The organism is Thermoleptolyngbya sp. PKUAC-SCTB121, assembly GCF_016919485.1.
Classification (GTDB): Bacteria; Cyanobacteriota; Cyanobacteriia; order Elainellales; family Elainellaceae; genus Thermoleptolyngbya; species Thermoleptolyngbya sichuanensis.
This window is the reverse complement of sequence record NZ_CP070366.1, coordinates 1,593,451-1,606,682: the sequence shown is the minus strand read 5'-3', so window position 1 is coordinate 1,606,682 and position 13,232 is coordinate 1,593,451. Positions and strand designations below refer to the sequence as shown.

At 57.6% G+C, this 13,232-nt stretch carries 13 protein-coding genes; 8 read left to right on the top strand and 5 right to left on the bottom strand.

Translation table 11 applies throughout. The features are described from left to right. Nucleotides 1-24: 24 nt before the first annotated feature. From JTM80_RS06780 to JTM80_RS06770, 3 genes are all read left to right on the top strand, one after another. Nucleotides 25-3,129, top strand: coding sequence for a TIR domain-containing protein (locus tag JTM80_RS06780; protein ID WP_205370824.1), 3,105 nt, complete (start codon nt 25-27; stop codon nt 3,127-3,129). 181 nt (nt 3,130-3,310) lie between these two features. Beyond that, nucleotides 3,311-3,808, top strand: a complete 498-nt coding sequence (gene rfaE2 / locus JTM80_RS06775) for a D-glycero-beta-D-manno-heptose 1-phosphate adenylyltransferase (RefSeq protein WP_172353297.1) — start codon at nt 3,311-3,313, stop codon at nt 3,806-3,808. Nucleotides 3,809-3,975: 167 nt separating this feature from the next. Then, on the top strand, nt 3,976-4,740 hold the full coding sequence (locus tag JTM80_RS06770) for a GUN4 domain-containing protein (protein ID WP_172353298.1): 765 nt from the start codon (nt 3,976-3,978) through the stop codon (nt 4,738-4,740). 68 nt (nt 4,741-4,808) lie between these two features. Here JTM80_RS06770 and JTM80_RS06765 read toward each other — a convergent pair whose 3' ends face one another. Continuing rightward, nucleotides 4,809-5,978, bottom strand: a complete 1,170-nt coding sequence (locus tag JTM80_RS06765) for a DUF58 domain-containing protein (protein ID WP_172353299.1) — start codon at nt 5,976-5,978, stop codon at nt 4,809-4,811. A 5-nt stretch (nt 5,979-5,983) separates the two neighbouring features. After that, on the bottom strand, nt 5,984-6,334 hold the full coding sequence (locus JTM80_RS06760; protein WP_172353300.1) for a YkgJ family cysteine cluster protein: 351 nt from the start codon (nt 6,332-6,334) through the stop codon (nt 5,984-5,986). A 420-nt stretch (nt 6,335-6,754) separates the two neighbouring features. Here JTM80_RS06760 and psb30 point away from each other — a divergent pair, with 420 nt between their 5' ends. The 5 genes from psb30 (at nt 6,755) to JTM80_RS06735 (ending at nt 10,207) form a co-directional block, all read left to right on the top strand. Next, complete coding sequence (gene psb30, locus JTM80_RS06755) at nt 6,755-6,886, top strand: photosystem II reaction center protein Ycf12/Psb30 (protein ID WP_068508718.1); 132 nt, start codon at nt 6,755-6,757, stop codon at nt 6,884-6,886. A gap of 425 nt (nt 6,887-7,311) precedes the next feature. Then, the gene (locus tag JTM80_RS06750) at nt 7,312-8,304 is read left to right on the top strand and encodes a ribose-phosphate pyrophosphokinase (RefSeq protein WP_276568597.1); all 993 of its coding nucleotides are present in this window, start codon (nt 7,312-7,314) and stop codon (nt 8,302-8,304) included. Between the two features lie 304 nt (nt 8,305-8,608). Further along, on the top strand, nt 8,609-8,959 hold the full coding sequence (locus JTM80_RS06745) for a histidine triad nucleotide-binding protein (protein WP_172353301.1): 351 nt from the start codon (nt 8,609-8,611) through the stop codon (nt 8,957-8,959). Nucleotides 8,960-9,185: 226 nt separating this feature from the next. After that, nucleotides 9,186-9,572, top strand: a complete 387-nt coding sequence (locus tag JTM80_RS06740; RefSeq protein ID WP_172353302.1) for a hypothetical protein — start codon at nt 9,186-9,188, stop codon at nt 9,570-9,572. Beyond that, the gene (locus JTM80_RS06735) at nt 9,572-10,207 is read left to right on the top strand and encodes a histidine phosphatase family protein (RefSeq protein WP_172353303.1); all 636 of its coding nucleotides are present in this window, start codon (nt 9,572-9,574) and stop codon (nt 10,205-10,207) included. Before JTM80_RS06740 ends, JTM80_RS06735 begins: the two co-directional genes overlap by 1 nt. 6 nt (nt 10,208-10,213) lie before the next feature. Here the strand turns inward: JTM80_RS06735 and JTM80_RS06730 are convergent, their stop codons facing one another. The 3 genes from JTM80_RS06730 to JTM80_RS06720 all read right to left on the bottom strand — a co-directional run bounded on the left by JTM80_RS06730 (nt 10,214) and on the right by JTM80_RS06720 (nt 13,018). Continuing rightward, the gene (locus JTM80_RS06730) at nt 10,214-10,999 is read right to left on the bottom strand and encodes a phosphate/phosphite/phosphonate ABC transporter substrate-binding protein (protein ID WP_205370822.1); all 786 of its coding nucleotides are present in this window, start codon (nt 10,997-10,999) and stop codon (nt 10,214-10,216) included. A gap of 156 nt (nt 11,000-11,155) precedes the next feature. Continuing rightward, nucleotides 11,156-12,391: a pre-peptidase C-terminal domain-containing protein gene (locus tag JTM80_RS06725; protein ID WP_172353305.1), complete on the bottom strand. Its 1,236-nt coding sequence runs from the start codon at nt 12,389-12,391 to the stop codon at nt 11,156-11,158. Between the two features lie 27 nt (nt 12,392-12,418). After that, the gene (locus JTM80_RS06720) at nt 12,419-13,018 is read right to left on the bottom strand and encodes a glyoxalase-like domain protein (RefSeq protein WP_084782239.1); all 600 of its coding nucleotides are present in this window, start codon (nt 13,016-13,018) and stop codon (nt 12,419-12,421) included. Between the last annotated feature and the right edge of the window lie 214 nt (nt 13,019-13,232).

The following is a 13,232-nucleotide window of genomic DNA, read 5'->3' as shown; positions in this document are numbered from 1 at the left end:
CCGCTTCTTTAAGTTGCATCTACCATGAGCGATTCGGCATCCGGGTCTGCTGCTGCATTCTCTGCGCCTTCTCTTCCTGACAACATCACAGGCATTCGCATGGCGGATGTGCTGCTGCTGCCTGACGAACAGCAGTCGGTGGTGCGGTGGCTGCTGCGCCATAATGTTGTGTCTCTGAGCGAAACGGCTGCTCACTTTCAGCAGACCGAAGCTGAGATGCAGGCGTTTTTGCTGCCGCTATTGGAAAAGCGCATTGTCCGCCAGGTGGAGCAGGATGGGGCGATCGCCTATGAGGTGAAACTGGCACACAAATCCAACCGCCGGATGCCCAGGGACATCTGGAAAATCCTGGACATGTCCAGCGAAACGGCAAATGTCTTTGTGTCCTATTCCCGTCGCAACAGGCCCTTTGTGCAAACGCTGGTGCAGGCGCTCCAAAAGCGAGGGCGCGAGGTCTGGGTTGATTGGGACAGCATTCCGTCGGGAGCGGACTGGTGGGAAGAAATTAAGCTGGGCATTGAGGTCGCCGACACCATGATCTTTGTCCTCAGCCCAGAGTCGGCGGCTTCGGAGGTGTGTGGCCGCGAGCTAGAACATGCCCTGCAACATCAGAAGCGTCTGCTGCCTGTGGTTTGCAAAGACGTTGACCCGGCGCTGGTGCATCCCGAACTGGGCAAAATCAACTGGATTTTTTTGCGAGATACGGACAATTTTGAAGTTGGGTTTCGCAGCCTGGTGTCGGCGCTGGATGCCGATTTGTCTTATGTGCGAACCCACACGCGGCTGCTGGTGCGGGCAACGGAATGGAACGCACGCGGCAAGGATCGCAGCCTACTGCTGCGGGGCAGCGAAATTCAGGAGGCTCGGCGCTGGCTGGCTGAGGGCGAACACAAGGAACCCCAGGCGCTGCAAGTGCAGAAGGAATACATCTGGGCTTCCTACAACGAAGAGATGGATCATCAGCAGGAGGAACTGGCGGAGCAAAAGCAGATCCTCCGGCAGCAGCGATTGCTGACCCAGACGATCGCAGCGGCAGGAGCAATGGCGATCGCCCTTGGGATCGTGTCCTTCAGCCTGTATCGCTCGGCGGAAAGCAACCGCAGCCTTGCGGAACGGGAGCGACTGACGGCGCTGACGGAGGCTTCGGGGGCGCTGTATGGCTCGGGGCAAACCTTTGAGGCGCTGGTGAAGGCCGTAGAAGCAGGGTTTACGCTGAACACCCTAAAGCGGAGAGAACAGGCGCAGAATCCAGACGTGCGATCGCGCGTGTTGTCTTCGTTGCAGCAGGCGATCTACTGGGTGCATGAGCGCAACCAACTGCGGGGACACGCCGGAGCCGTGTGGCAGGCCGCCCTCAGCCCCGATGAACAGCGGCTCGCCTCTGCCAGCGCCGACGGCACGGTTCGCCTATGGCAGATGGATGGAACGCCTGTGCAAACGCTGGCAGGCGACACCTCCCAGGCGCTCAGCGTTGTCGTGCTGCCTCACGAACGAATTGTCAGCGCCCATGACGACGGTAGCCTCTGGTTTCGCAAGCCCAACGGCACGGGGATTCGCCAGTTTGCCCACAGTCAGGCGGTCAATGCGCTGAGCGCCGCGCCCAATGGAGGGGCGATCGCCGCCGCCAGCGAAGACGGCACGGTGAGCTTGTGGGATGAAGCGGGTCGGCGCTTGGGCACGCTGCCCAGCCAGAACACACCCGTCCGCATCATCGCTCATAGCCCCGATGGAAAAATCCTGGCAACGGGCAGCGCCGATGGAATGATCCGCCTCTGGCAGACGGATGGAACCCGCTGGAAGACCATTCCCAGCGGCGATTTGGCAGTGACCAGTCTAGCCTTCAGTCCCAACGGGCAAATCCTGGCTGCCAGCCGGCTGGATGGGCAGGTGCGGCTGTGGCGGCTGGACGGCACGCCCGTCCACACCTTCCAGGGGCATTCTTCGCCAATCTATAGCCTGGTATTTAGCCCAACAGACGATTTGCTGGCCACTGCGAGCGCCGACAAGACGATCAAGCTCTGGCGACTGGACGGTACGCTGCTGTCTACGCTGGGCGGCCACACCTCCCAGGTTCACAGCCTCCGCTTCAGCCGCGATGGCAAGACGCTGATTTCTGGCAGTGGCGATCGCACGCTGCGGCTGTGGCGGGTAAATCACACGCTGCTGAACCAACTGTATGACCACACCGAGCGGGTGTATGATGTGGACTTTTCCCCCGACGGCGACCTGATTGCCTCCGCCAGTGGCGATCGCACGGTGCGTCTGTGGAACCGAAACGGCCAGTTGCAAAAGACTCTGGCCGTCCATACCGCCGCCGTGCGCGGCGTGGCCTTCAGCGCCGATAATCAAACCCTGGCTTCGGCCAGCGCCGATCGCACGGTGCGCCTATGGAACCGAAACGGCGACCTGTTGCAAACCCTGACTGGCCACACCGCCGCCGTGAACGAAGTTGCCTTTTCACCCAGCCGCGACCAGCTTGCCTCCGCCAGCGACGATGGCCTGGTGCGCCTCTGGCAGCGCGACGGCCGCCTCGTGAACACGCTCCAGGGGCATCGCGGCAGCGTTCTCAGCGTGGACTATAGCCGCGACGGGCAGATGCTTGCTACAGCCGGCACCGATAAGGTGGTCATTCTGTGGACGGCAGAGGGTCGCAAACTCCGCACGCTGCGCGGCCACAGCGGCAAGGTGTATCACGCCAGCTTTAGCCCCGATGGACGGGCGATCGCCACCGCCAGCTACGACAACACGGTCAAGCTCTGGACACCCGACGGCACGCTGCTGGTCACGCTGGAAGGGCACAGCGATGGCGTGCTGCATGTCGGCTTTAGCCCCGATGGGCAAACCCTAACGACCGCCAGCTACGACGGCACGATCAAACTCTGGACGCTGGAGGGCAAACTTATCAGCACGCTGCGCGGCCACCGCGACGGGGTCAATACTGCCGTCTATAGTCCCGATGGGCAGACCCTCGCCACCGCCAGCAACGACCACACGATTTTGCTGTGGACGCTGACCCAGATGAATGACCTAGAACATTTGCTGAACCTGGGGTGTGACCTACTGCAAGACTATCGTCACAGTCTGCCTGTGCTGGAGCAAGGCCGATTGGCAGAGTGTGATGGGACTTAGGCAGTTGGACGATTTCTCATGGGCGCAGGCCGCGAGAAATCGTCCAAAACCCAAAGAGCTTATCGCAAGTGCGTAAGTCCTGTGTGAATCAAGGGAATGAGGAGGTAAAGCAATGAGCCATAGGGGGCGATAATTTGGAGAGCCGCTTTTCCCTAAACTCCTGACTCCCAAACCTCTGACCATGCCCGTCTACACCCTGGCTGAATTGCAGCAGGCGATCGCCCAAAATCCTGACCAATGGCGACCGCTGGTGTTTACCAATGGCTGCTTTGACCTGATTCATGCGGGACATGTGCGCTACTTGCAGGCGGCGGCAACTCAGGGGCGGTCGCTCGTCGTGGGGCTAAATAGCGATGCCTCGGTGCAGCGCATCAAGCCTGCCAAACCCGGACAGCCGCCGCGTCCCATCGTGCCCACAGCCCAGCGGGCCGAGGTGTTGGCAGCGCTGAAACCCGTGGATGGCGTGGTGGTGTTTGAGGAACCCACGGCGATCGCCCTGATATCGGCCCTCCAGCCTGATATCTATGTTAAAGGCGGCGATTACACGGTCGCAACGCTGCCGGAAGCGCCCACAGTCCAGGCCTACGGCGGGCGAATCGAGCTGATTCAAGTAGAAGTGCCCAGTTCCACCACGGCGATCATTCAGCGCATTCTGGCAGGCGCAGCCAGCAAAGAGTAGAGGTGGAGATTAAAGTAGGACTTACGCAGTTGGGCAATTTCTTATGGGCACAGGCCGCGAGAAATTGCCCAAAATCCAGAAAGCTGATGGCAAGTGCGTAAGTCCTGTAAAGGTTAAAATGAGAAATCGCGTAAAACTCGCGCTTTTGCTCGGTGCTGCTGCAAATCATGGATAACGTGCAAGCCAATCTGTCACAATCTCCGCTGGATATCACCGCTTCGTCCGAGCCTGGCGCGTCTGACTTCATTCCCGATTTCCTCGCCCGCCTCCAGTCTGAAAACGAGAAGACCCAGTTGCAGTTGCTCCAAGACATTGCCGCCCAAGGCGACTCCGGGCTGACGGTGCTAATGCGGGTGCTGCAAGACCGCCAGGGCAGCAAACCGGGGCCGCTGGAAGGCAAGGCCGTGCAGATTTTGGCCGCTGCTGAATCTCCCAAAGCGCAGGAGTTTTTGCAGACCCAGTTTCCTCAGGGGCTAGTGCCTGGGCGATCGCAGCGCGGCATAGACTATTCCCCGCTGCAAACGCTGCTAGTTCAGCAAGACTTTCAGGCGGCCGATCGCCTGACGTTAGAGAAACTGTGCGAACTGGCGGGGCCGGCTGCCGTGCAGCGCCGCTGGATTTATTTCACCGAAGTCGATGACTTTCCCATCGAGGATTTGCAGACCATCAACACGCTCTGGCTCGTCTATTCCGAAGGCAAGTTTGGCTTTTCGGTGCAGCGCGATCTGTGGCTTAGCGTGGGCAAAAACTGGGATCGGCTCTGGCCGCTGATCGGCTGGAAGTCAGGGAATAACTGGACACGCTATCCGGGCGGCTTTACCTGGAGTTTGACGGCTCCCCGTGGTCATCTGCCCCTGTCTAATCAGCTCCGGGGCGTACGCACGATGGCCTCGCTGATGGCACATCCAGCGTGGACCGCGCAGGAGAAGTGAGGCTGATTTTGGATTTTGGATTGGGGATTTTGGATTGGCGATTTTGGGTTACACGAGGTGCTGACGGTCTATTGCTGAAGCTGGACAAGTAGCGGTTTGTCTGGCTGGATGATTCGGCCGGTGGTTGATTCGCCTGGGCGACTTCCGCTGGAGACTGCATCTTGCCAGAGGAGCCAGCGGCTTTGGGGCGGCAGGCTGTTGCAGTGCTGGAAGGACGGGGTGAGCCAGAGGCAGGGAGATTGCGTAGGCGGGTGATTGGGGGAGGGTTCACCGGGCTGCACGGCGGCAAGGGCTTCTAGCACGAGGCGATCGCCCCGCAGACTCCCCGTTCCGGCAGTCCACAGGCTGACGGTCATGCTCTGGCGCAGCGCATAGGCATAGAGCGAGGCGGCCGCGATCACGGCCTGTTCAAAAGCATCGGGCTGCCAGAGGGCGGCGCTGTCCAGCACAATTACAACTTCCTGTCCACCTGTGAAGCGCTCCAGTTCTCGTAGCCGCAATTCGCCGTAGCGGGCGCTGGTGCGCCAGTGAATCAGCCGAGTCGGGTCGCCCCAGCGGTAGGGACGCAATGTCCGCGTCACGCCTTCGGTCGCCATCTGGGCGCGGCGCTGGCTTTCGGTGGTGTGGCTGAGGTCTTGCCCCATTTCGTCGATCAGGGGGCACTGGCTGAGGGGCAGCACGGTCGGGTAGACCACGGCCGAGGCATTGACTAAGTGCGATCGCCGTCCCCAAAACAAGCCCAGCGGTGTGGCAGTCCGTAAATCCACCCCATCCCAGCGATACACGCCCCGTCGGTCTGCGGTGCGGCTGTAGACCCAGCGATAGGTCTGGCCGGGCGCTAGCGACTCGATGACGGTCGTTTCTGCTGGGCCCAGTTCTGGCGGCGGGCGATCGCACACCTGCAACAGCGTTTTTGCCTGTCGTCCAGTGTTTTCAACGGCCAGTTCTAAGTTCAAAGCATCGCCTACATTGACGGGTTCAATCGGCATTCGGCGAACCGCCAGCGCCCGCAGCGATCGCCCCGGCAGCAGCGCCCCCAGCACCAGCAGCGCCCCCATCAGCCCGCTGGTAGCATAGAGCCAGCCCGCCATCGTATTCGTCGCTGCGCCAAAGAAAAATAGAGCCAGCCCAAGGGCGACCCAGCCACCATAGGACGGCGCGACCCAGCGCGTCTCCAGTCGGTTTGCCAGGGTTGCCCCCAGCCGCCGAATCCCAAACCGTTTAATGCCTAGCCTCATAGTTCTTATATGCCCACTTCTCGGTCAAAGCGCAGCATCTCTAGACTGCGATCGCCATACACGCCCTCAATCTGCTGGCGGCAACAGTCGATTGCAAAATCATTTAGCTCCTCTGGCTCAATGCCAAACAAATCCTGGAACACGGCTGGCTCTACTCGGCAAAAGCGGGGGCGCTTCTCGTAAATGGTGCATTCCCGCGAGTCTGGCTCGAAGTGAATGCACCAGCCGTCGGGGCCAATCAAGCTCAGGTATTCCGCCAGTTCTGGCGGCGACAGATATTCTTCCAGATCAGGACGCTCTGCTGGGTCAAGGTGGCAGCAAGCCCCACACTGTTTCACGCAACGCCAGGTTGCCATAGCCTTTCAACTCCCAAGTGCGATCGCCCCTTCCAAAGTGCCCAGAAATACCTAGATATGCGCCGCGTGGCTCTATCAGCGCAGACAGCCCCATCGACGGAAAACCCAGACCAAAAACTCAGGGGAAAGTTTTGTAACGTTTTTTAATTATTCTGATGCAGCTTCGCGGGGCGATCGCCACACGGCTCTGCCAAACCAATTCGGGCGGGGCAATTTCTGGAAATCCTGAAGGGAAAAGCGTTTAGCCGAACCGGCTCCATCTCTTCATGACGCGCTAGAACTCCCCACTGCCCAACTATCCCAGACAACTACCGGATTTTTGTTAACTTTCTGAGAATCGGGTTCCCCACACAGGTAAAATGGGCGAAGACATTTGACTTAACTAAACCTAACCTAAATTTCGCGGCACGTGAGGGCGCAATGGATTTGATTAGCAATCTGGTTGGCAATGTTAACTGGGAAGCCATTGTTCAGTTGACTCTGGTAGGTATGATCATGATTGCCGGGCCAGTGGTGATTTTTCTGCTGGCTTTTCGCGGCGGCGACCTGTAATCTCTCCGTAGCTTGAAGTAGTTGACAAGCGTTTACGCTGACGAGAGTTTACACACTGCCCGGATTCAATTGCTATCATGAGAGACTGAGGGCGATCGCCATCTTTAGGTGCATTGCCTCAGTTTTCTCACTTTTTGCTTCGCGTATTTGCTTTTCATAGTTTTTGCCCGGTTAAAGCCTCACTGGGTTTTGTTTCGATTAGCTTAGAGTGTACGGGTCGTTTCGGAAACCTGTCGTTTCGGAGACATCCGGACGTCTCCGAGTTTCAGTGTTTTCTCTACTTTTTCACTCTGACCGTTTCTTTCTTTAAGGCTATATTTGGCAGTTTTACATTTTCCAGTATTTATTAATTTCCCTGGAAATCTGAGCGGCTGTTGTCAAATTGGAATGATAAGATTGCGGTGACTATTTCCCGAGGAACTGTTGTGATCCGCTCGGCAGCTTTGTCTCTTCAGCCTCCTCTGCCTCAAATTGCCGACAACAGCCGCCTCAGGCTGTTTTCGGGTTCTGCCAATGTCCCCCTCTCCCAAGAGGTGGCCCGCTATCTTGGCATGGACTTGGGGCCGATGGTTCGTAAGCGGTTCGCAGATGGTGAGCTATACGTCCAAATTCAAGAGTCCATTCGCGGGTGCGACGTTTACCTAATGCAGCCCACCTGCTGCCCAGTGAACGACCACCTGATGGAACTGTTGATTATGATTGACGCCTGCCATCGGGCGTCCGCCCGCCAGATTACGGCGGTGATTCCCTACTACGGCTACGCTCGCGCAGATCGGAAAACTGCCGGCCGCGAATCGATTACAGCCAAGCTCGTGGCCAACCTGATTACTCAGGCAGGCGCGGATAGGGTGTTGGCGATGGATTTGCACTCGGCCCAGATTCAAGGCTATTTCGACATTCCGTTTGATCATGTCTACGGTTCGCCTGTGTTGATTGAGTACATCGCCAACAAGCAACTGTCGGACATTGTGGTAGTGTCGCCCGACGTAGGCGGTGTGGCCCGCGCCCGCGCCTTCGCCAAAAAGCTAGATGACGCACCGCTGGCCATCATCGACAAGCGCCGCCAGGCCCACAACGTGGCCGAAGTGATGAACGTGATTGGCGACGTGGCCGGCAAAACGGCTGTGCTGGTGGACGATATGATCGACACCGCTGGCACGATTTGCGAAGGGGCGAAGATTTTGCGGGAACAGGGCGCACGCCAGGTCTACGCCTGCGCGACCCACGCCGTCTTCTCGCCGCCTGCCACTGAGCGCCTCTCCAGTGGGTTGTTTGAAGAGGTGATCGTTACGAACAGCATCCCTGTGCCCGAAGATCACCGCTTTGAACAACTCACGGTGCTGTCGGTGGCAAACATCATTGGCGAAACAATTTGGCGCATCCACGAAGACAGCTCAGTGAGCAGCATGTTCCGCTAGATCTGTTATAAGGCTCTGTCGCAGGCATCTAGTCGGAGCTTGTTCTAAATTTTTTCTCAATTTTTTCAGAGATGGCGAGGTGAGGTTTTGCTCGATCGCCATCTTTTTTTGGCTCTCTGGGTTACCGGGCTGGTCGCGTTGGCGCGGAGCGTTTGGGCTTGTTGGGCAAATCTGTTGCGCCAAGTTGCTAGGAAACTCGTAGAATTTCACCAGTCCGCTGAATGTGAAACGCTGAGCGCAGTCGCTAGAGAATTCTATTCAGACCTATATTTCACCTATCTTTCAATATCTCAAGCGTGATCCCATGACCGAGCCAGCAGATACTCTGTTTCTCAAAATTATTCGCCGCGAAATTCCTGCGGACATTGTGTACGAGGATGACTTGGCGATCGCCTTCAAAGACATCAACCCCCAGGCTCCTGTCCACATTCTCGTTGTGCCCAAAAAGCCAATTCCCTGCCTGGCCGACGCAATTCCCGAAGATCATCGCATTCTGGGGCATTTGCTGATGACAGTGAAGCGGGTCGCAGAGCAGGTGGGACTAGAGAACGGCTATCGTGTCGTGATCAACACCAAAACCGATGGCGGGCAAACGGTCGATCACCTGCATCTCCATCTGCTGGGCGGTCGCGCTTTGGCCTGGCCGCCGGGTTGAGGGGTGTTGTCCTAGTTTGCGGCTGCTTGGTTTGCGGCTGCTTGGTTTGCGGCTGTTTAGTTTGCGGCTGTTTAGTTTGCGGCTGCTTAGTCTGCGGCTGTTTAGTCTGCGGCTGCTTTGAAGGGCGATCGCACGGCTGGATCTAAAGAAACCCCGTAACTCCCTTGCCGATTTGAGGATAAGCCTTAGGATCTAGAAAAATCGTTTCGCCTTAAGATAAGCCCTAATGAATACCGACAAACTCAGCTTTCTGGACGAAAATCAATCGGTTGCTTCCGTTGTTACCAAGCTGCATGAGTATTTCAAAAACTCCTACTCTCGCTGTAAGGTGAAGCGCAGCCAGTGCCTGAGCCAGCTAGAAGCGGCAACTGGAGAGAAGGAACAGGCAATTTTGCAAGACCTGGAAAAAATTGACCAGGAAATGGCGCTGTTTGGTGTGCTGAATGACGCGCTCTCGATTGCAGACCGCGTGGTGCATTCCAAAACAATGTCGAGTGCGCTTGGGCTGGACAGCGAAATTTATCAGATCCACCACGAAACAGAAGAAGAACAGCGGGCGGAGTGGAATTTGGCAGAATATCGAATTTCGCAGCAGCGGCAGACGCAGCAGTAATGGGACTCACGCTTTACTTCCTGCGGCATGGGGAAACGCCCTATAGCCAGACCGGCCGATACTGCGGCGAGATCGATGCCGAGCTAACGACCGAAGGACATCAAATGGCAGCGGCCTTTGCGGCGGCCTATTCTAGTGTGCCCTGGGATGCGGTTTACGTCAGCCCAATGAAGCGCACGATTGCGACGGCTACGCCGCTGTGTCAGGCGGTGGGGCTAGAGATGCAGCTACGCGACGGGCTAAAGGAAATTCGCTATGGCAAATGGGAAGACCAGTCGCCAGAATTCGTTAAGGAACACTATCTCGAAGATTACATCCGCTGGATGACTGAACCCGCCTGGAACCCACCAACAGGCGGCGAAACGGCAGTGGAAATTGCCAGCCGCGCTTCACTGGTGGTGGCCGAGATCGAGGAAAAACACCCAACGGGCACCGTGCTGCTGGTGTCGCACAAGGCGACGATTCGGATTTTGCTCTGCACACTGCTGGGCATTGACCTGGGGCGCTATCGCGATCGCCTCAATGCTTACGCTGGGTCGGTCAGCATTGTGAAGTTTGGCGACCACGGGCCGATGCTGGAGGTGTTGGGCGATCGCACGTATATGGGCGACCTGCGGCATCGCACCGGGACTTAGCAGCAGTCACGCCTCTGAACCAGACAGCGAGACGGCGGCGGCGATCTGCTGCATGTGGCGAATGGGGTCATAGTCGCGATCGCCCACCAGCACAAATCGAGCCAGGCCGCCCCGTGCTAAAACCTCTTCTCCTTCTGGCTCGTCGGCCATTTGCACCAGCAGACTGCGGAGGCGGGTACGGAGCGCAGCAGGAACCGTAGTAGACACCAGCCAAGGCGGACTGGGGCTGGGGCCAAGCGTGTCAATCACGCGAATCTGACGCTGCAAAGATGAATCTTCGCGCAGCGCGTGTTCTAGCACCGTGCTGTCGATCGCCGACGCATCCACGTCACCGCTCAAGATCTGCTGGAGCGAATTCTGGTGTGCGCCCGACTCGACCACGCTGCCAAAAAAGCCGCTGCGCTCTTCTAGCATGGCTAGGTGGTAGCGCGTCAGGATATAGCCAGAGTGCGATCGCGGTTCGTTGTAGGCCCAGCGTGCGCCGCGCAGATCCGTAAACTGCTGAAATGGGCGATCGCGCCGCACCACTACGTCTGAAAAATAAATCGGACGATTTTGGTAGCGATCGCCCCGCATCACAGGCGCGGCCAGCAGTTCAATCTGCGGATTTGGCTGATCGACCTTTTGCACATAGGGCAGACCGCAAATCCAGCAGACCTGAATTTCGCCTCGGTCAAAGCGCTCCTCCCGCTGTTGCCAGGGAATTTGGTCAATAAACTCGGTCGGCAGTTCGAGTTTTCGTTCTGCATAGGCCGCAATCTCTGCCATGACAGGCAGCGTGTTATCAGCCATACAAGAGGTGAATTTTAAGAGGCCAGTTCCAGACTGATCTGGTCGATGATCCATACGTGTAGCCGAACAAGCTCGAAGGGCGATCGCCATCTCCCAGCCCTAAAAGGACTAAGAAAAGACCAATCTACCAGACTTGCTCCAGCAGACAACATGCCGCTATGCCAGTCCCCTGGCCGCACCCGCATCCACCAAACAGCCGCTACAGCCACAGCGCCCATACGATAGCAACCGTTGACCCAGTGCCCTATTCACGGGTGCGCCTCTGCGCCGCGTTGCCTGTCTCGCAAACTGGGCTGCCTGCGTGCTGAGGGGGTTCACGCTGGCATTGCCATAGGACACCGTATGGCCCAAATCATTCAGCACCGCGATATCCAAAACCGTTGCCCGCTTACGCTGGCCTCGCTGGGCAAACGGGGTCATCAAGGGTTCTCCCACGCCGCCAAAGGTGTAGTCATTGCGAATGTGCTCAGAACTGTCCAACGGCAGGGCATTGCCGCCGTTCTGCGCTCTCGTATTCGACCCACCAAAGCCGCTGCTGGTCATGAGCCGACTGAAGGCGCGACTGGTGCCAAACCCCAGGACATGGGCAATTTCATGCAGCGCGGTCGAGAAAAAATCCTGCTGATTTTTAGGAACATCGCTGGTGCTGTCGAGCGTGCGGTCAAAATACCAGTCTGTGGTGAGGTTAAACGCCATCGAGCCAATCCACGGCTGGAACACACTGCCCTCGTACCGACTCTCACCCACAAAGTAGCCCGACGGCCCCGACAGCGCCAGGGTTGTGCCGCCCAGTTGCCGCGCCCCGACAAAGATGGTCAAATCATCAATCGGGCGATCGGTCACAAAGGTTCGCACGGTTCCCCCCGTGGCCGGATTTCGGACGTTCGGCGTGCGTTTCCCCGTGGGCACATCAGGAAACTCACTCCGGATAATCGTAGACCAGACCTCTGCCGCTGCCTCTAGCACGGCTCGCCGCAGCGGGGTAAACCAACCCCTCGTGTCAAAGCGATAGTCGATTTCAATTTTGAAGTCGCTGGTCTTTAGCGGCGCAGCCGACAGCGTAAGCTTGTAGTTTGTCCGCTGGTTTGCCTGATTGGGCACTACGCGAATAAAGTAGGTGCCTGCCGTCAGGGTGTCACGGATCACTTCTGGGCGCTTCCCCTTTCGAGCCGACTGGAGCAGGGTTTTGCCCTGGTCATCCAGCAGAGCAACATCTGCATTTGCCGTTAGCTCCGACAGATTCAGCGAAAACTGGCTGGCTCGCAGCACTCGAAATCGGTAGAAATCCAGATCCTTGCCGCCTACGAAATCGCGAAAGGACTTGGGCGTTTCTGATAGGCGAATACGCCGCGCAGCGTTTAATGTGTTTCCAGCGCGATCGGGAGGAGTCATAGCGTGTATACCCAGTTGGCGGACTTGCTAGTTTGCCACTTCGGACATCTCAAAAATTCGACCGTCCCAGTCTTTCACCAAAAAGTTCAGCGGCTTGTCGCTGCGAATTTTGTACTGCGCGCCCCGACTCTGAATTCGCAACAGCATTTGCTCCAGACAGTCGTGATCAAAGCAGACATGGCGCTGGCGGTTCTTTTCGCCCAGGCTTGCGCCCGTAATCACATGAAGTTGGGTCTTTTTGCGGAGTTGATACCACAGTCCGTCGGGATTGCTGAGCGAAGGGCTGGTGGAATAGCCTGTGGTGCCCGATAGATAGAGCGGGTCTAACCCAGCCCCGCCAATGGTCTGCTCGTAGTTGTAGTAGTAATGCAGCGGCACATCGGCGGCGGGCAAATCCAGCACCTCTTCATAGAAACGCCGCGCTAGCTCTAGATCCGACACCATAATGGTGTAAACCTTGGGGGCGCTGGAAAGAAACATCCACATGGCTCCGGCGTAGGCAACCAGCAGCATCACCATCACGCCCTGAGTAGACAACAGCCCATCGATTGGGATCGCCAGGAAGAGAGAGAAAAGCTGGGTAAATAGAAGCTTGGTGAACAGAGGGTCTGCTAGTGAAGCGGTCATTAGAGGGAGAGCCATGAGCATCTGCACAGTAGAGCGAGCGCTAGAAGAACGAAGCACGAAGCACGAAAAGGGAAGCCAGAGCCATGAGCATCTGCACAGTAGAGCGAGCGCTAGAGGGGCTGGGTGGGCACAATTACTGACTCCAGTGTACCAAGAACGTCTGGGTCATCAAGGCCGGCGATGCAGCTTGAGATGGGAGGGGGGAGGCGGGGCG

Coding starts and splice junctions, on each gene's coding strand:
- JTM80_RS06780 (WP_205370824.1), top strand. CDS start 25: ATGAGCGATTCGGCATCCGGGTCTGCTGCTGCATTCTCTGCGCCTTCT.
- rfaE2 (WP_172353297.1), top strand. CDS start 3,311: ATGCCCGTCTACACCCTGGCTGAATTGCAGCAGGCGATCGCCCAAAAT.
- JTM80_RS06770 (WP_172353298.1), top strand. CDS start 3,976: ATGGATAACGTGCAAGCCAATCTGTCACAATCTCCGCTGGATATCACC.
- JTM80_RS06765 (WP_172353299.1), bottom strand. CDS start 5,978: ATGAGGCTAGGCATTAAACGGTTTGGGATTCGGCGGCTGGGGGCAACC.
- JTM80_RS06760 (WP_172353300.1), bottom strand. CDS start 6,334: ATGGCAACCTGGCGTTGCGTGAAACAGTGTGGGGCTTGCTGCCACCTT.
- psb30 (WP_068508718.1), top strand. CDS start 6,755: ATGGATTTGATTAGCAATCTGGTTGGCAATGTTAACTGGGAAGCCATT.
- JTM80_RS06745 (WP_172353301.1), top strand. CDS start 8,609: ATGACCGAGCCAGCAGATACTCTGTTTCTCAAAATTATTCGCCGCGAA.
- JTM80_RS06740 (WP_172353302.1), top strand. CDS start 9,186: ATGAATACCGACAAACTCAGCTTTCTGGACGAAAATCAATCGGTTGCT.
- JTM80_RS06735 (WP_172353303.1), top strand. CDS start 9,572: ATGGGACTCACGCTTTACTTCCTGCGGCATGGGGAAACGCCCTATAGC.
- JTM80_RS06730 (WP_205370822.1), bottom strand. CDS start 10,999: ATGGCTGATAACACGCTGCCTGTCATGGCAGAGATTGCGGCCTATGCA.
- JTM80_RS06725 (WP_172353305.1), bottom strand. CDS start 12,391: ATGACTCCTCCCGATCGCGCTGGAAACACATTAAACGCTGCGCGGCGT.
- JTM80_RS06720 (WP_084782239.1), bottom strand. CDS start 13,018: ATGACCGCTTCACTAGCAGACCCTCTGTTCACCAAGCTTCTATTTACC.